At 53.3% G+C, this 17,875-nt stretch carries 14 protein-coding genes; 7 read left to right on the forward strand and 7 right to left on the reverse strand.

Translation table 11 applies throughout. The features are described 5' to 3' along the window. Positions 1 to 410 precede the first annotated feature (410 nt). From ACFVVF_RS13485 to ACFVVF_RS13500, 4 genes are all read right to left on the reverse strand, one after another. The gene (locus tag ACFVVF_RS13485) at positions 411 to 1,163 is read right to left on the reverse strand and encodes a DUF4247 domain-containing protein (protein ID WP_387810017.1); all 753 of its coding nucleotides are present in this window, start codon (positions 1,161 to 1,163) and stop codon (positions 411 to 413) included. Positions 1,164 to 1,208: 45 nt separating this feature from the next. After that, complete coding sequence (locus ACFVVF_RS13490; protein ID WP_387810020.1) at positions 1,209 to 1,715, reverse strand: DUF4178 domain-containing protein; 507 nt, start codon at positions 1,713 to 1,715, stop codon at positions 1,209 to 1,211. Between the two features lie 36 nt (positions 1,716 to 1,751). Then, on the reverse strand, positions 1,752 to 2,153 hold the full coding sequence (locus ACFVVF_RS13495) for a DUF350 domain-containing protein (RefSeq protein ID WP_387810022.1): 402 nt from the start codon (positions 2,151 to 2,153) through the stop codon (positions 1,752 to 1,754). 114 nt (positions 2,154 to 2,267) lie between these two features. Beyond that, positions 2,268 to 2,942, reverse strand: coding sequence for a PspA/IM30 family protein (locus ACFVVF_RS13500; RefSeq protein WP_387810025.1), 675 nt, complete (start codon positions 2,940 to 2,942; stop codon positions 2,268 to 2,270). A gap of 231 nt (positions 2,943 to 3,173) precedes the next feature. On the opposite strand from ACFVVF_RS13500, the gene ACFVVF_RS13505 reads away from it, so the two are divergent. Beyond that, the gene (locus tag ACFVVF_RS13505; RefSeq protein ID WP_387810028.1) at positions 3,174 to 3,959 is read left to right on the forward strand and encodes an alpha/beta hydrolase; all 786 of its coding nucleotides are present in this window, start codon (positions 3,174 to 3,176) and stop codon (positions 3,957 to 3,959) included. Positions 3,960 to 4,272: 313 nt separating this feature from the next. Further along, on the forward strand, positions 4,273 to 5,376 hold the full coding sequence (locus ACFVVF_RS13510; RefSeq protein WP_387810031.1) for an EamA family transporter: 1,104 nt from the start codon (positions 4,273 to 4,275) through the stop codon (positions 5,374 to 5,376). Between the two features lie 202 nt (positions 5,377 to 5,578). Here the strand turns inward: ACFVVF_RS13510 and ACFVVF_RS13515 are convergent, their stop codons facing one another. After that, the gene (locus ACFVVF_RS13515) at positions 5,579 to 5,845 is read right to left on the reverse strand and encodes a DUF2642 domain-containing protein (protein WP_387810034.1); all 267 of its coding nucleotides are present in this window, start codon (positions 5,843 to 5,845) and stop codon (positions 5,579 to 5,581) included. Positions 5,846 to 7,630: 1,785 nt separating this feature from the next. Next, positions 7,631 to 8,863, reverse strand: a complete 1,233-nt coding sequence (locus tag ACFVVF_RS13520) for an aminopeptidase (RefSeq protein ID WP_387810038.1) — start codon at positions 8,861 to 8,863, stop codon at positions 7,631 to 7,633. 244 nt (positions 8,864 to 9,107) lie between these two features. Between ACFVVF_RS13520 and ACFVVF_RS13525 the strand changes: the two genes are divergently transcribed. Next, on the forward strand, positions 9,108 to 10,220 hold the full coding sequence (locus ACFVVF_RS13525) for a M24 family metallopeptidase (protein ID WP_387810041.1): 1,113 nt from the start codon (positions 9,108 to 9,110) through the stop codon (positions 10,218 to 10,220). Positions 10,221 to 10,300: 80 nt separating this feature from the next. Here ACFVVF_RS13525 and ACFVVF_RS13530 read toward each other — a convergent pair whose 3' ends face one another. Beyond that, positions 10,301 to 11,221 (reverse strand): proline dehydrogenase family protein, encoded by a 921-nt coding sequence (locus ACFVVF_RS13530; RefSeq protein WP_387811443.1) that lies wholly within the window; start codon positions 11,219 to 11,221, stop codon positions 10,301 to 10,303. A gap of 69 nt (positions 11,222 to 11,290) precedes the next feature. Between ACFVVF_RS13530 and pruA the strand changes: the two genes are divergently transcribed. The 4 genes from pruA to ACFVVF_RS13550 all read left to right on the forward strand — a co-directional run bounded on the left by pruA (position 11,291) and on the right by ACFVVF_RS13550 (position 17,225). Next, positions 11,291 to 12,838, forward strand: a complete 1,548-nt coding sequence (gene pruA / locus ACFVVF_RS13535; RefSeq protein ID WP_387810044.1) for an L-glutamate gamma-semialdehyde dehydrogenase — start codon at positions 11,291 to 11,293, stop codon at positions 12,836 to 12,838. Positions 12,839 to 12,914: 76 nt separating this feature from the next. Then, positions 12,915 to 13,520, forward strand: coding sequence for a glycerol-3-phosphate responsive antiterminator (locus ACFVVF_RS13540; protein WP_387810047.1), 606 nt, complete (start codon positions 12,915 to 12,917; stop codon positions 13,518 to 13,520). Positions 13,521 to 13,666: 146 nt separating this feature from the next. After that, the gene (gene glpK, locus ACFVVF_RS13545; protein WP_387811446.1) at positions 13,667 to 15,163 is read left to right on the forward strand and encodes a glycerol kinase GlpK; all 1,497 of its coding nucleotides are present in this window, start codon (positions 13,667 to 13,669) and stop codon (positions 15,161 to 15,163) included. 361 nt (positions 15,164 to 15,524) lie between these two features. Next, on the forward strand, positions 15,525 to 17,225 hold the full coding sequence (locus ACFVVF_RS13550) for a glycerol-3-phosphate dehydrogenase/oxidase (RefSeq protein WP_387810050.1): 1,701 nt from the start codon (positions 15,525 to 15,527) through the stop codon (positions 17,223 to 17,225). Positions 17,226 to 17,875: the final 650 nt, after the last annotated feature.

The raw sequence follows: 17,875 nt of genomic DNA on the forward strand, positions 1-17,875 counted from the left end.
AACAGCGAAGATTGCTTCGCTGTTGGCAGTTTAGGTTAGTTAAAGGCCGCGTACAGCGAAGTCAGGTTCGCAAAATAGCGAATCCGGTTCGTTCGAGTAAAGGGGGGCCCGAATAGGAGCCGTAATAGGAGCCGGATTAGCAAGGGAACCTAAAAAAGAGCCGGAAAGAAGAAGAGCCGAAAAGAAGAAGAGCCGAAAAGGGAGTCCGAGCAGTAGGAGAACCGAGAAAGGAGCCTGGGCAGCAGGTGAACTGAAATAGGTGTCCGAGCAGCAGGTAAGCCGAGCTAAGAGTCTCCCCTTCCCGTTACAGGGCGGAGTAGGTTGGGGAAGCGGGGCTGCGCCACAGCCATGCAATAAAAAAAGCAATGCCGATGCAGGGCGCTTCGTCCTGCATCGGCATTGCTTTCACTTCATCGCCTTCGGCTGATCCGGCCGGAGCCTGATCGGATTTTCGGGTACGTTTTCTTGGGCTTTGTGAAGACGGAGCCCGACTTGCTGGAGCTACTTTTCTTATCGCCCGTAATGATGGTACCCTTGGAACCGCTGGACGAGCCGGAGCTGCTTCCCTTTTTACCGCCCATAACGGTAGAATCGGCGTTTTTGGAACGTTTAAAAATGGTGCCTGTCTTGTTCACCGTCATCGGCGGCGCCTTTTTCACGTCCTGATCGCTTGGCTTCCGGTAGGTATCCTTCGGCTTATAGACATCCTTGGAAGAATAGCCTCTGTAGCCCCCATTGCCGTAGCGTCCGTTATCGAACAGATCGCCGATCAGGCTGGCCAAGAGATAGCCCTCAAGGAAGCTCATATTATAGTTTTGCCGAACGTATTCCTTGGAGTCGACCTCAATTAGCGTGTCCTCAGGAGCGTCTGGCGCTTGTTGAATATGAATGATTTCGTCCGAATAGACGAGGAACATCCGCTCCGTGCTTTCTTTGGATTGCTCCTGCGGCTTTTTCTTCTCGACCAGCTGCGCGGCCACTTCCGGCACCGTCTGATTTTCCGCCCGGTACACATACGAGGTTGAGCTGCCGGAGCCGTTGACCGATTCAAGCGGGTATTGCTCCTTCACCGTATCCGAGATCGCACAGGCGGCGAGCATCGGGACGATGAAGCTGAGCAGCAGTAAGATTTTTATGCCTTGCAGCCACCACTTCTTCTCCATGCTGTGTCCTCCTCTAACGCATAAGTCAGCCCGTCCTGCAGCTGTCTATACGCCTCTCAGAACGTGAACGTCTGCCGGCAGCACAGACTCGCCTGTATAGAGCATGAAGCGGCCGTCCTGCCACTCTACGCGCAGCAGCCGCATATCGTCGGACTGGTACTGCCAGACATGCTGCTCGCCGCCCTGCATGAAGGGCGTTTTGCCGCTTGCCATAATCATGCCCGAAAAATGCTCCTCCATATGGTAGGCGCGGTCGTCGAGCTCAAGCGTAGTCGGGACTTCGTCAATCTCATCGAGTCGTCCGTCTATCTGCTCGTACAACGCAAACACCGTGCGCTCCCGTTCTTCAATGCATAAATAGCGAATATCCGTACCGTCCTGAAGCGTCAGAACGACCGCATTGCGGCTGCGGTTTTGCGTGCGGCCCGTTACCTGGTACGTTACGAGCGACACCTCGCACACATCGCCTGCGGTCAAAGATAAAATGCTCTTCTCCGCTTGGACGGGTGCCGGCTTCGCCCAAATATTTTTAATCCGTTTGAAAAGGCTCATCGTTTCGTTCCCTCTTTCTGCTTGCAGTCGTTATTATTATACCGAACCTATAATAAGCGCCCCGGCAATATGAAGCGATCCTGCAAGAAGCGCGTAGCCGATTTTTCCATCATGAATGCCTTGCTCTAATTGAATGCCTGCGGTTGCCGCGAAAATCCGGCGGAACAGCCACTCTAGCACGAGCAGCGTAATGAACGAAGCAACCGAAATCGCAAGTGCTTCCCACATATAAGTGGCTTGCCCGATCGATTGCGCCAAAATATACGCCTGTGCGCCCAGCTTCATGACAAAGCGCGTCGTTACCGCGATATTGCCGTCTTTCATCTCTTGAAAATCATGATATTTCGTCGTTAATGAGTCCAAATACATCAATACGAACAGCAATACCGCGCCAGCGGCGGTCCACACTGGAATTTGCAGCAAATCCGTCCAAGTCATGCCTTCGTTCCCCCGATATCGGTAAAATAATTGCAAAATCCGCCGGTTTTGCGATCAGGCTTCCCCGATCCCAAACCCCGGCGGACAGGGCGCTTTAAGCTGCGCCGTTGCTCACTATTCCTTCTTCTCGTATTGCTTCAGAAGGGCGGCAAGCTCATCCTCAACCGCTTTGTCTTTACCCAGTGCAGCAAATTCGTCGTCAAGCGATTTGCCTTTGTTGATCGTCAGCTCGTTGCTTGCTTCGGCGCGAGCTTCCATCTCCAGCATTTTTTCTTCCATGCGCTTCAGACCTGCACTTGCAGAGTCGGTGCCGAAGCCGGCGATCGACTTGTTGATTTGCTCTTGCGCTTTAGCAGCGTTGAAGCGAGCGGCAATCGTCTCGCGTTTGTTTTTCATATCCGTGAGCTGTTTGCGCATTTCGTCAAGCTTGCCGCGAAGATTATCGGCCATTGCTTTGTTGCTGTCATAGCTCGTTTTGTACTCGGCAGCTTTCGCTTCAGCCGATTTTTTCTCTTCCAGCGCGCGGCGGGCCAGATCGATGTTTTGGGCTTGAGCAGCGACATGCGCTTGCTCTCCGCGTTTTTCAACGAGTTGAGCTTGCTCTTCGTACAACTGCTTGAATTTTTTCTCAAGGGCGATCTGTGCAGCAACCGCTTTTTCAGCATCTGCCAGGTCCTCTGTCATATCGCGAATATACTGGTCAGTCAGTTTAATCGGATCCTCAGCTTTCTCGATCAGGGCATACACGTTGGAAAGGGTCAGGTCACGCAGGCGTTTGAAAATAGACATTTGTACAGGCCTCCTAATTATGTTTGGATGATTTAGTTATCGTCGGTACCGAATAGCTCTATTTACGATTATAAACCGCAAATAGTTTCAAGTGCAGATGAATTTAATAATCTATTTATAAATTTGGTGAATGTTGGGGTGAAAAAGCGCCAAAGATCAAGCATTGAAGGACTTTGCGGATTGCTATACAATTTGTGGTGGACATAGCGTTCATTATAGGAGGAAAAAGCAATGGCACTGGTTCAATGTGATTATTTCTCGGAAACGTTAGGCATGAATACGTCGATGACGGTCATTTTGCCGCAAAAAACGGTATCGCAGATCGGCATGGAAGGAGCAGGGGGGGCGGATAAGCATCCGGTTCTATATTTGCTTCACGGATTATCTGACGATCATACGATATGGCTGCGCCGGACATCGATCGAGAGATATGCAGCACCGCTCGGGCTTGCTGTCGTCATGCCGAATTTGCATAAAAGCTTTTATACCGAGATGGAGCAGGGAGACCGGTATTGGACATATTTGACCGAAGAGCTGCCTGCTGTGGCTCGCTCCTTCTTTCCATTGTCGGCGGAACGGGAGAAAAACTTTGCGGCTGGCTTGTCCATGGGCGGGTATGGCGCTTTTAAATGGGTGTTGAATTATCCCGACCGGTTCGCTGCGGCAGCCAGCCTGTCCGGCGCGCTCGACATGCACGGACACCGGGAGAAGCTGAACCCGGGTGACGGGCTGTATGCTCCCGTCATGAAGGCTTTTGGGGAGAGGCCGATCAAAGGAACGAACGACGATTTGCTCTGGATGGCAGAGCAAGCTGATAAACAGACGGGGCCGAAGCCATTGCTTTATCAGGCCTGCGGCACAGAAGATTTTCTGTATCAGGACAACCTTACCTTCCGCGACGCCTGCCTGCAAACAAATTTGCAGCTGACTTACAGTGAAGAGCCGGGAGCAACGCATGATTGGAGCTACTGGGATCGGAAAATCAAAGACGTGCTGGACTGGCTGCCGCTTAAATAGACGGCATCGGGCATCGGAGCATGGGAAGTGCGGGCGGATTTGGCCTGGCTTCCTGTGCTCTTTTTTTATTTTGTCGGATCTGCAGTCATGTAAAGGATGGTACAGAAGAAGTTGATACAGATACCCACAAACTTATCCACATTATCAACATAGGGATTTTAAGTCAGGGCGCTGTTTTATGGGGTTTATCCACATTTTTGGCTGGTTTCTTATCCACAAAAGAGATCATTTACAAGCAAGGGGCTAGGTGTCATGATAGTTGAAGATGCGGAGTGTCTATATTTCATGATGTTAAAGACAGGAGAGAGCTTGGATGGTTTGGCTGTTGTTTTCAATTCTTGCTGCCTGCAGCTTTGGCTTGCGGGGCATTTTATATCATTGGACGAGTCAGAAGCCGCTTAGCCGAAATGCGCTGTTATGCGGAACCTTTTTCTCGGGGGCGATTATTACCCTGGTATGCGCCATTGTGACGGGGCAGCAGTGGACGATGTCCGCGCTGATCGGCTTGCAGATGGGACTGTTCTCATTTGGCGCTAATGCGAGCATGTTCAAGGGCTTTGCAGTTGGCAAAGCGTCGCTGGTCGCTATTTTGACCGCGTTGCCTTCGGTTGTAGTCGCTATTATCGCATACCTATTGTGGGCAGAAAAGCTGAACGGCATGCAGTTCCTCGCCTTTGCCGTCATCATCACCGGCATATTGCTGGTTCGTTACTCGAATGACTTGTCCTGGTCAAATTTGCAGGGAGCGCAATGGGGATTGCTGGCGATGCTGCTTTTTGCAGGCAATGATCTGTCAGGCAAATGGTCAACGATGATGGAAGCGCAAATGTTCCCGACACTCGTCTGCATGTTCGCCATGGGCAGCCTATGCTTTGGTCTATGGTGGTTGAAGGATCTTCGAGGGGAAAGGCTGGCTGCTGCGAGAGCTATTGGAATTGTTGCGGCGAATGAAGCTTTTGTTGGAGCGACGAAGGGGGACGGCAGCGAGGGTGCAGTAGCATGGAAGGACAGCGCGAGTGCAGGCAATGGGACTGTAAGGGGAAGCGGAGGAGCAGAGGTTCAAATAGCTTCTGGGACGGCAGGGAGAAGCGGAGGAGCAAAGGTGCAAATAGCTTCTTCAGCAGTACCGTCTGCCGGGGGAGAGGCTGCGTTATCGTCACTAGCTGGCTGGAGCGGCAAAAGGACCTTTTTAACCGGACTTGGCGTCGGCATTACGAATGCGGTGGGGATGATGCTTATTATAACGGCGTTTGATAACGGCAAAGCTGGGCTAGTGTCGGCAGTAACTGCGCTCAACGTACTCATCGTGTTGCTGTATACCCGGTTCGTGGTAAAAGAGAAATTCACGAGGCTAGAGACGATTGGAATCGCAACAGCTTTTGCTGGTATTTTGCTGATGAGATTGTTCGGCGGCTAACGGGTCAATTGGATATTAGGGAACACCCCAAGCAGCCGCTGGCCGGCTCTTGGGGTGCTTTTGGCTGTGTCTGGTGGGGATGCGATGGGTCCGTCTATACAGATAATGGCCCGTTTAAAAAAGCAATGTACTTTCACGCTGCTTGTTGCATGGGGAGTCATGGCGCATAAGTAATCTTTTTGCGGTTATTTTTCCGCAATGCCTATAGCGGCATCGTCCATACAATTTCTGCAATGCGTACGCATGCTTGACGGTTGTGCAATTGGAGGAGCACATGGTCTGGTTTTACATCAATAATGGTGCCCTCTATACCGCCTCGTGTTGTTTCCAGCAGTACGAAACGGCCAACCAGGCGGCATAAAGCCTCTACTACGTAAGGGTCGATGGTAGAGACGACTGGTACTTGGCTGGGGTTGAACGGCTCCGGACTGACTTTGCCGTACTGAGCATAATAATTTTGGTGATACAAATGATCCACTCCTTGGATTATAGATTCGAACCCATCATATGCAGCTGCCTAGTTGGGGGAATGGGCTCTAACCACGAAAAAGGTATGAAGGACTCCGTTACATGGGGGACGAACCAGCTCCGCTTAATTGGCGCAGCACACTTGCAGGTCAGTGGTACAAGGAACCTCTATTCGCAAAATAGCGAATCTGCTTCGCTAAAGTGTGGCAAGGCGCTCGGGTAAGGTAACTAGCGAAGTTGCTTATCAGAAATCGGGCAGGAAACCTCAACGCACAAAATAGCGAATCAGCTTCGCAATCTAACGAAGCCAAATTCGCTAATGAACGGGCAAACGGGTGGGGAACCGCCAACAGCGAACTAAACTTCGTTATTCGGGAACCAAAGTTCACGGAAAGCGAAAATTGCTTCGCTGCGGCAAAAAAGTAACTAGCAGGTCAGTCGTACAACGAACCTTGATTCGCAAAATAGCGAATCTGCTTCGCTAAAGTGTGGCAGGGCGCTCCAGTAAGGTAAATAGCGAAGTTGCTTCTCAGAAATCGGGTAGGGAATCCTCAATGTACAAACTAGCGAACCGGCTTCGCAATCTAACGAAGCCAAATTCGCTAATGAGCGGGCAAACTGGTGGGGAATCGCCAACAGCGAACTAAATTTCGTTATTCGCGAACCAAGGTTCACGGAAAGCGAAAATTGCTTCGCTGCGGCAAAAAAGTAACTAACAGGTCAGTCGTACAACGAACCTCGATTCGCAAAATAGCGAATCTGCTTCGCTAAAGTGTGGCAGGGCGCTCCGGTAAGGTAACTAGCGAAGTTGCTCCGCAGAAAATGGGGCAGAGAATCTCAATACACAAAATAGCGAACCAGCTTCGCAATCTAACGAAGCCAAATTCGCTGATGAACGGGCAAACTGGTGGGGAATCGCCAACAGCGAACTAAATTTCGTTATTCGCGAACCAAGGTTCACGGAAAGCGAAAATTGCTTCGCTGCAGCAATAAAGTAACTAACAGGTCAGTCGTACAACGAACCTCGATTCGCAAAATAGTGAATCTGCTTCGCTAAAGTGTGGCAGTGCGCTCCAGTAAGGTAACTAGCGAAGTTGCTTCGCAGAAATCGGGTAGGGAATCCTCAATGTACAAAATAGCGAAGCAGCTTCGCACTCTAACGAAGCCAAATTCGCTAATGAACGGGCAAACGGGTGGGGAACCGCCAACAGCGAACTAAACTTCGTTATTCGCGAACCAAGGTTCACGGAAAGCGAAAATTGCTTCGCTGCAGCAAAAAAGTAACTTGCAGGTCAGTCGTACAACGAACCTCGATTCGCAAAATAGCGAATCTGCTTCGCTAAAATGTGGCAGGGCGCCCCAGTAAGGTAAATAGCGAATCCGGTTCGCTAAAATGATGCGACGGAAACTCAAGAGCAGAAAAAGCGAACCAGCTTCGTTAGAGTGGAATGACGGGCAACGCGCTCCGCCAGGGTAGATAGAGAATCTGGTTCACTGAAATAGTGTAACGTAACGAGCTTCGTTCGTGCTGAAGCAGCAATAATTGCGGCTCATTTAATGCGAGCGAATAGTAATCTGAAAAAAAGGCTTTGCCGGATATTACGGCAAAGCCTTTTTGGGTTGACGCAGCACCAGGGCAGCGGAGCGTTTCGAGCTCAGGATGACATTTTGCAGATTCTATCCATCTGAAGACGCGCGAAGCGAGTTTAGAGATGGAATCAAGAACGGCAGCCTGAGCCGAAACGCGCAGCGAACCTGTTTCCTCAGCGCCAGCGCAAGCCTGCCGCTAAAACGCCCAATTGCCGTTCAACAGCACGGCTTCACGCTGCCCGTCGGCGGTGATGCCGTAAATGTTCAGCTCGCCAGAGCCGACCATGAAATCCGTATGCGCCATGCTGCGGTTTAGCCCTTTTGCGGCCAGCTCTTCCTGCGACAGCTTGGCGCCGCCCTCTACGCAGGAGGCATAAGCGCTGCCGACAGCGAGATGGCAGGACGCATTCTCGTCGAACAGCGTTTTGTAGAACAAAATGTTCGAATCCGAGATCGGGGAATGATGCGGAACGAGCGCCACCTCGCCCAAATAATGCGAGCCCTCGTCGGTCTCGATCAGCCCTTTGAGCGCTTCCTCGCCCTGCTCGGCAGATACGCTTACGACACGCCCGTTCTCGAAAGTGAACGAGAACCGATCGATAACATTGCCGTTATAGCTCAGCGGCTTCGTGCTGGAGACAGTACCGTTGACGCCCGTGCGCAGCGGGGCGGTGTAGACCTCCTCCGTCGGCAGGTTCGGCACGAACAGCGTGCCTTGCTCATTGCTTTTGCTGCCGCCCAGCCATACATGTCCCTCAGGCAAAGCAATGGTCAGATCCGTGCCGGGCGCGGTATAGTGCAGCTCCTTATAGCTCTTGTCATTCAAGTAAGCGGCCTTCTCTTTCAGGACGCGAATATGCGCCTCCCAAGCAGCGATCGGATCGGGCTGGTCGGCCCGCACCATGCTGAAAATTGCATCCCAAAGCCTGTCGATTTGTTCCTCTTCGGGAACGTCCGGAAATACTTTTGCCGCCCACGCAGCAGAAGGAGCGGTGGCCAGCGACCAGCTGAATTTGAACGCTTGCGCGTATTGGCGGTATTTCCCATTCGCTGTACGGAGCACCCGGTCGGCGCTGTTGACGCGTTCAATCGGCACGCCGCGAAGCAGGTCAGGATCAGCGGTGCTGATCGTAATCGAAGCCGCGCCTTGCTCGGCCATCTCCAGCTTTTCGCCGGCTGACCATTTCGGCTCCTCCAGCAGCGAAGCTTCTGGCGCCAAATCATATTTGATGCGCGAGACGGCATCGTCATGCCAGCTTACTTTTACCTGATAAGCGCCGGCTTCATAGGCTTTCTTGACGACGAGCCGCGTAAGCTCGATCGCCTCTACTGATGCATTCAGCATAACGGATTGCCCCTGCTGGACGTTGGCTCCGATACGAACGATCAGCTCGGCGTAATTGCTTAATTTTTGCTCAAAACTCAACATGAAGATCATCCTCTCGTTAACAATCTATACGTCCATTATACCTTGCTGGCCGGGCGAATATAATAGGAGCGGCGCGAGGAAACCGCCAGAAGGTTATGCTACAATGAAGGAAGCCATCCTGCTGCGAAGCGTTTGCGGCAGGCAATCGCTACGCAATGCCGCGCGACGCACAACAAGCTGCGCAAGGCCAAACAAACTAACAACCACACAATCCCATGATGAAAAATATAAAGGGGGAACCACAATGACTGGACAATCCGTCTGGCAGTCCCGAAAACAAAGCTTGCTTGCTTATATGCAGCAAAATGCAATCGATCTGGCGATGATAACGTCGCCTACGAACGTTTATTATTTTACCGGCTTCCATTGCAATCCGCATGAACGTTTCTTAGCGTTTACTTTAGCGGCAACGGGCGAGGAGAAGCTGTATATGCCGCTGCTCGACCTGCCGGAAGCGGAAAAACATGCCGATCCGCGCTCTACAGTGCCGATCTCTGATACGGACAATGCCTATGAAGTGCTGAAAAAGTACACCACGGGCAGTGAGCGCTCCATCGGCATCGAGAAGGAAGCGGTGTCGGTCGCAAAAGCCGAACGGCTTCAAGCTGCTTTTCCGCAAGGAAGCTTCGTTGATCTGGAGGCTTTCATTCTGTCGCTGCGGATGAAAAAAAGCGAGGATGAAATCGCGAAGGTACGAACCGCTATTCATATGGTGGAGCAGGTAGTGGCGCATACGGTCAGCAGAGCTGCCGTGGGCGTAACGGAAATCGAGCTGACAGCCGAGCTTGAATATCAAATGCGCAAACTAGGAGCAGACCGTCCGGCCTTCGAATCGATCGTGCTAACAGGCGCGAGATCGGCGCTGCCTCATGGCGTGCCGGGTCCGCACAAGCTAGAGAACGGCCATTTTCTGCTGATCGATATCGGCGTGCAGGCGGGCGGCTATTGCTCGGACATTACGCGGACCTTTGTTATCGGCGAGCCTTCACAGGCACAGCGGGACATTTACGATGCGGTACTGACGGCGAACAAAGCAGGCATAGCAGCGGCACGTGCCGGCGTCCCATTGTCAGCGGTCGATCTGGCGGCGCGGGAGGCGATTGCGCAGCGCGGCTTTGGCCCGCTTTTCACCCACCGGGTTGGACATGGCTTCGGTATGGATGTGCATGAGCAGCCTTCTGTATCGGGGCAAAACCATACGATCATCGAGCCGGGGCTGCTGTTCACGGTGGAGCCGGGCGTCTATGACCCTATCGTCGGCGGCGTCCGAATCGAGGACGATGTCTATATCCGCGCTGACGGTACAGCTGATGTGCTGACGAGCTATCCGAAGGAATTGACGATTATCGGCGGATGAGGATTGTAAAATAGGAATCAAATAAGGCCATGAACCTGTTCCCTGTAACGAAGCGGAACCGATTCATGGCCTATTTTGGCTTAGTGGAACATATTTTTTAGAACCAGCATCAAGTTTGCCGGCTTCTCGGCCAGCCTGCGCGTGTAGTAGGGATACCACATCGTTCCGTACGGCATATAGCAGCGTATCCGGTAGCCTTGCTTGGCAAGCGACGCTTGCTCATTCGACCGCAAACCGTAAAGCATCTGAAATTCAAAGGCGGTTTTCGGCAGCCGGTTGCGGCGGGCGTATTCTTTTACCCAATTAATGATCGTATCGTCATGCGTCGCAATCGCGGTATAAATGCCTTGATCGAGGTGAAACCGGATGATCCGCTTGAAGTTGGATACTACATCGCTCTTGCGCTGATAGGCGATGGAGGCGGGCTCTTTGTAAGCGCCTTTTACGAGCCGAAGCTTGACGCCGGCCTTAGCGAGCGTGCGGACATCGTCCATCGTCCGGAAAAGGTAGGCTTGAACGACCGTGCCGACGTTCGTTAGTCCATCGCTGTGCAGACGAGTGACGAGATCGATCGTGCGCTGCGTGAACGGGGAGTCCTCCATATCGATACGGACGAAAATCCGGTGCCCGGCAGCCTGCCGCACGACCGCGCTGATGTTGCGGTAACAGGCTTCGCCGTCAATCGCCATTCCCATTTGCGTCGGTTTGAGCGACACATTGGCATTGACCCTGCGCTCTGCGATCCCGTCAACGAGCCTGACGTACTCATCCCGGTAGCCCTCTGCCTCATCCAAATGCGTAATGCCCTCGCCAAGATGATCCAGCGTAACCATAATGCCGCGGCTATTCAAAATTTCGATCTGTTGCAGCGCATCCTCCAACTGCTCGCCAGCAATAAATTTTCTCGCCAGCCTTCGTCCGTACTTTAATGAAAGTCGTTTGACCGGCTCGCTGCCGGAAATCGTCAGCATTACTTTCCGATAGAGCTCCGTGCCATCCACCATCCTCTCCCCAGTCCTTAGTTAACAGCTGCTCATCACTATGTTATTCCGAAGGAGGCTGTTCCTATTATGCGAATTCCGTTTCAGAATGAACCGTTTACACCATTTAACGACGCTGGCAACAATCGTGACTACGATGCCGCGCTGCAAGAAGTCCGGTCGAAGCTTGGCCGGCATTATCCGCTTGTGATCGGCGGCGAACGAATCGAGACGGACAGGAAGGAAGGCTCAATCAACCCGGCACGTATAAAAGAAACCGTCGGCATTGTCTCCCAAGCGGATGTTGGCCTAGCGGAAAAAGCGATTCAAGCCGCGGCGGCGGCTTTTGAAAGCTGGCGGTATGTAGCACCGGAGGAACGCGCCCGATACCTGTACCGGGCTGCGGCAATCATGCGGCGGCGTAAGCATGAGTTCTCGGCGTGGATGACGCTGGAAGCGGGCAAAACGCGAACCGAGGCAGATGCCGATACGGCGGAAGCGATTGATTTTATGGAGTTTTACGCGCGGGAAATGCAGCGTCTCGCCTTGCCGCAGCCATTGACGGCACTGAGAGACGAGGAGAACGAGCTCAGCTATATTCCGCTGGGCGTCGGCGTCGTCATTCCGCCATGGAACTTTCCTCTTGCCATCACGACAGGCATGACCACAGCTGCAATTGTTGCAGGCAACACGGTCGTATTAAAGCCGGCCAGCCCGACGCCAGTCATAGCAGCCAAGCTGGTCGAGCTGCTGGAGGAGGCAGGCTTGCCGCCCGGCGTCGTCAATTATTTGCCGGGGCCGGGAAGCGAGATCGGGGATGTGCTGGTTGATCACCCGCTGACCCGATACGTCAGCTTTACCGGCTCCAGGGAAGTAGGGCTGCGTATCAATGAAAGAGCGGCCGTGACACAGCCCGGGCAAAAATGGATCAAGCGCGTTATCGCCGAAATGGGCGGAAAGGATGCCATTGTCGTCGATAGCGACGCCGATCTGGAGCTGGCTGCCGAATCGATTACGGCTGCTGCTTTCGGATTTTCAGGGCAAAAGTGCTCCGCCTGTTCGCGGGCTATCGTTCATGAAGCGGTCTATGATACCGTGCTGCAAAAGGTAATTGAGCGCACTCAGCGGCTCGTTATGGATGATCCGGCACTAGCATCTGCCTCGCTTGGCCCCGTCATTGATGAGAAGGCGTATGCAAGAATACAGGCCTACATTGAAGCTGGTAAAACAGAAGGCCGCCTCATAGCAGGAGGAGGTACCGGGAGCGCTGAGGGCTATTTTATCGAGCCGACGATATTCGCCGATGTCGACAGCTCCGCCCGGATTTCGCAGGAGGAAATATTCGGGCCGGTCGTTGCTTTTACGAAGGCGGGCTCGTTTGAGGAAGCCGTCGCGCTTGCCAATGCGACCGACTACGGGCTGACGGGCGCAGTCATCTCGCATAACCGGTCGCATCTGGAGCTGGCCCGGCGTGAGTTTTTTGCAGGCAATCTCTATTTCAACCGCAAATGCACCGGCGCTTTGGTGGGGGCCCATCCGTTTGGCGGCTTCAATATGTCGGGTACCGACTCCAAAGCGGGCAGCCGGGATTATTTGCAGCTGTTTATGCAAGCGAAGCTGGTGTCGGAGCGGTATTAACGGCAGGCTCACATGTGTTTTTTTAGCAAAAGGCTATGATCCCGTCCATAATGATGGTTAAAATAGAAGTATTGAAATGGATGAAGTCATGGATGGCGGGGAGCGATGGCAGGTGTCTTTTTTCGGGCAGCCGATCATGCCTTCAATACGAGGGTGGAAAGATTTCGAAGCGCTAATCGCTTCGTCCTATACCTATTTGGTGCTGCTCGACAGCCAGATCGGACAGTTGAAAAGCATTGTGGATGAAGCGTCGAGGCATGGCAAGCGAATATTGATTCATGCGGATTTGATCGAAGGGCTGAAAAATGACGAGCATGCGGCGCAGTTTTTATGCCAGCAAATTGCGCCGGCAGGCATTATATCAACAAGAGCCGGCGTCATTCAGAAGACGAAGCAGAATGGCTTGATTGCGATTCAGCGGCTTTTTCTGCTGGATACGAATGCGCTGGAAAAGAGCTATGCCGTCATTGAACGGGCTCAGCCGGATTTCATTGAGGTGCTGCCCGGCGTTATGCCGCACATGATTCAAGAGGTGAAGGGAAAGACGGGGACGCCGGTTCTTGCCGGCGGCCTTATCCGGACCGCAGAAGACGTAGAGGCGGCGATTGCGGCAGGTGCAGAGGCGGTAACGACCTCCAGACGGGAGCTGTGGAAGCGGTATGCGCCGGGGCAAGAGGGCTGATTGCTTTATGATTGTGTGCCGCTTGTGCTGGATGCCTGCGGTTTTGACTTAAGGTAGGCTTGGCAACGGCAACGGCAATTGCATTAGTTCTGGATTTAGATTTGGATTGGTTAGACATTTCTGGTGTGAAGAGGGGGGATGACGGCATGGAGCAGCAGGAGAAGTTTATTTTAGCCTTGGATCAGGGGACGACCAGTACGCGGGCGATATTGTTCAACCATGCGGGCGAACCATTTGCGGTTGCTCAGCAGCCCGTCACCTGTTTGTTTCCGCAGCCCGGCTGGGTGGAGCAGGATGCGGAGCAGCTGTGGGAAACGTCGCTTACGGTCATTCGCGAGGTGTTGGCGAAGGAAGGACTGACTGCGGACCGGATTGCCGCCATCGGCATTACGAATCAGCGCGAGACGACGATCGTCTGGAACCGGGAGACGGGCAAGCCGATTCATTCCGCCGTCGTCTGGCAGTCGCGCCAAACCGCCGAGTTATGTGAAACGTTGAAAAGCGCAGGGCATGATCAGTTGATCAGGGAGAAAACCGGGCTGCTGATCGACCCTTATTTTTCCGGGACGAAGGTAAAATGGCTGCTTGACGAAGTAGAAGGGGCACGCGAGCAGGCAGAAGCAGGGCAGCTGCTGTTCGGAACCGTCGACAGCTGGCTCATCTGGAAGCTGACAGGCGGAACGGTTCATGCAACGGATTACTCCAATGCTTCGCGTACGCTGCTCTACAATATTTATGAGCTCAGCTGGGACAAGGAGCTGCTGGAACTGTTGGACATTCCGGGATCGATGCTTCCGGAGGTCCGTTCATCTTCAGAGGTGTACGGAAGGACGGATGCCGCGCTGTTCGGCGGCGAAATTGCCATTGCCGGTGCGGCGGGCGACCAGCAGTCCGCTTTGTTCGGACATGCCTGCTATGACAAAGGGGAAGCGAAAAACACGTACGGTACAGGCTGTTTTATGCTGATGAATACGGGGGCGGAGCCGATTCAATCGGAGCATGGGCTGTTGACGACGATAGCTTGGGGCATCGACGGCAAGGTCGATTATGCGCTGGAGGGCAGCGTGTTCGTTGCCGGATCGGCTATACAATGGCTGCGCGAAGGGCTGGAAATGATCGAGACGTCAGAGGAGAGCGAGCGACTCGCGGCATCCGTGGAATCGAGCGAGGGTGTCTATGTAGTGCCGGCTTTCGTTGGTCTTGGCACGCCGTATTGGGACAGCGACGTGCGCGGAGCAGCATTCGGCATGACGCGTGGAACGAAGCGGGAGCATTTTGTCCGCGCTACGCTGGAAGCGATTGCTTATCAGGTAAAGGATGTGCTGGAGGCGATGGAGCAATCCTCCGGCATGCAACTGAAATCTCTATGCGTCGACGGCGGCGCAATCCGCAATAATTTGCTGATGCAAATTCAAAGCGATTTGCTGCAGGTGCCGGTAGAGCGGCCGGCCATTAGCGAAGCGACAGCGCTAGGCGCTGCTTATTTGGCGGGTCTCGCTGTCGGTTACTGGGACAGCCGGGAGCAGATCGAAGGGCAGCGCAGCACGGAGCACGTTTTTGAGCCAGCGATTGAAGCGGCGCGCAGCGCCGAGCTGTATGAGGGCTGGAGGAAAGCGGTCAAAGCGGCAATGGAATTCCGGTAGGCGGTGAGCTGCTGTGGGATATGATATTGACGGCCTCTAATTCGGATGATAATGACTGCAGGATATGGTTATGGTTGAACACCATCAGTAATGGATGAGAAAGGAAGACGACCGGTTACCAGTCACCGGTTCATCCTTAGGCAACCTTTTATAGTTCAGCAGGAGCTGCGAGCTGCACACGGCGAGATCCGGGCTAGCTTTTGCAAGACGTAGTGTGGTAAGATGGCCTTACAAGTTTATAATCGGTCGGAGATTAGGAGAAACCGTAATAACCTCTCGTTTTTGCGTAAGCAGAAGCAGGAGGTATTTGCGGCTTCTCCTTTTTTGCGTCCGTAACTATATATGAAACGGGTGATTGCTAATGGAAACTGCAAGCGAAAAGGCTCGGAATGATGCAACAGCGTTTAATGCTCTTTACCGGACAGACGTGTGGGAACGGATGCAGGGAAGTACTTATGATTTGCTTATTATCGGCGGGGGAATAACGGGAGCCGGCATTGCGCTTGATGCGCAGTCACGGGGCTTGCGAACCGCTTTGATCGACATGCAGGATTTTGCGGCGGGCACGTCGAGCCGTTCGACGAAGCTGGTGCACGGCGGCTTGCGTTATTTGAAGCAGCTGGAAATCGGCGTTGTAGCAGAGGTTGGCAAGGAGCGGGCAATCGTCTATGAGAACGGGCCGCATGTGACAACACCGGAATGGATGCTGCTGCCTTTTTACGCGGGAGGCACTTTCGGGCGGTTCAGTACATCGCTTGGGCTCCGGGTGTATGATTTTCTGGCTGGGGTGAAGCGGAAGGAACGCCGCAAAATGCTGAGCGTTGACGCGACTTTGACCAAGGAGCCGCTGCTGAAGCGCGAAGGAATGAAGGGCGGCGGCTATTACGTCGAGTACCGTACAGATGACGCCAGGCTGACGATCGAAGTGCTGAAGAAGGCGGTGGAGCTGGGGGCGGATGCGATACCTTATGTGGCAGCAGAGTCCTTCATCTATGACGGGGATGGGAAGGTCGTGGGCGTTCATGCGTGCGACAGCATCTCAGGAGCGGTTGGGGAGCTGCGTGCGAAGGCGATCATCAACGCGGCGGGTCCATGGGTTGATAAGCTGCGTGAGAAGGACGGTTCGAAAAAGGGGAAAACACTCCATTTGACCAAAGGCGTTCATCTTGTTTTTGATCAGAGCCGTTTTCCGCTGACGCAAGCGATTTACTTCGATACGCCAGACGGCAGAATGGTTTTTGCTATTCCTCGTGAGGGCAAGACGTATATCGGTACAACCGATACGAATTACAAGTCGGATATCGCTCATCCGCGCATGACATCTGGCGATTTGCGATATATTTTGAACGCCGCGAATGATATGTTTCCTACGCTGGGGCTGAAGCCGGAGGATGTGGAATCAAGCTGGGCGGGGCTGCGGCCGCTCATCCATCAGGAGGGCAAGGACCCTTCGGAAATTTCGCGGCGAGACGAGATTTTTGTCTCGGAATCGGGCCTCATCTCGATGGCGGGCGGTAAGCTGACAGGGTACCGGAAAATGGCTGAGACCGCCGTAGACAAAGCTGTCTCCCAATTGGCGGCGAATGGCGTTAGCGGCATCGGGGCAAGCCGGACGAGGACGCTTCCGATGTCAGGTGGAGAGGTCGGCGGTTCCGGCAGTTTTGAAAGTTATGCTGCAGGAATGGCGAAGGCCGCTATGGAGAAGGGATTTGCGCCGGATGAGGCTAAGCGGCTGGCCGGACGATTCGGCTCCAATATGAAGCGGGTGCTGGAACTTGCAGAGGAAGCGCAAGCAGAGGGAGTGAAGCGCGGTATTCCGATGGGCGTAATGGCGGAGCTGCTGTATGCGATTCGTTATGAGATGACGGTAAAGCCCGTCGATTTCTGGATTCGCCGCACAGGCAATTTATTATTCGACCGGGCGCGGGTTATCCGCTGGAAGGATGCCGTCCATGCCTATATGGCCGAAGCATTCGGCTGGTCAGAGGAGCAAGGTGCAGCCTATGCCGGGCAACTGGAAGCTGAGCTTGACCATGCTGTTGTTCCGGTCGAGGCAGATTAGGCTTAGTGATATTGGAAGGACGGATGGAGGAGGTGCACTGGTTTGTTAAAGGAAAATGGTGCTGTCGCGTGTAAGGGTGCACGGTGGCAGATAGGATGAGGGCTAGGGTTTAACTAACATTTGGTTGGCCTCGATGTGTCCGCTCTCTAGGAGATTCAATGCTCCAGCGAAGCAGGTTCGCAAATTAGCGAAGCCAATTGCGTTAAAAGTAGCGAATAGAGGTATGTGCGGGGTAACAGCGAACCAAATTTCGCAATTGGAGAACCTAGGTTCATGAGTAACGAAGTTTGATTCGCTGTGAGGTGCGTTCGAGGTTACAGACGGCCCCAGAGCGAAAGTTGGTTTGCAAAATAGCGAAACAGGTTCGTTGAGAGAGGCGATCGAGGTTGCAGTCAGGTTTAGAGTGAAAATTGGTTCGCAAAATAGCGAAGCAGGTTCGTTGAGAGAGGCAACCGAGGTTGCAGTCAGGTTTAGAGCGAAAGTTGGTTCGTTAAATAGCGAAGCAGGTTCATCAGAGGAAAATGGTGCTGTCGAGTGTAAGGGTGCGCGGTGGCAGATAGGATGAGGGCTGGGGTTCAACTAACATTTGATTGACCTCGATGTGTCCGCTCTCTAGGAGGTTCAATGCTACAGCGAAGCAGGTTCGCAGT

This window comes from Paenibacillus sp. NPDC058174, from assembly GCF_042883865.1.
Classification (GTDB): Bacteria; Bacillota; Bacilli; order Paenibacillales; family Paenibacillaceae; genus Pristimantibacillus.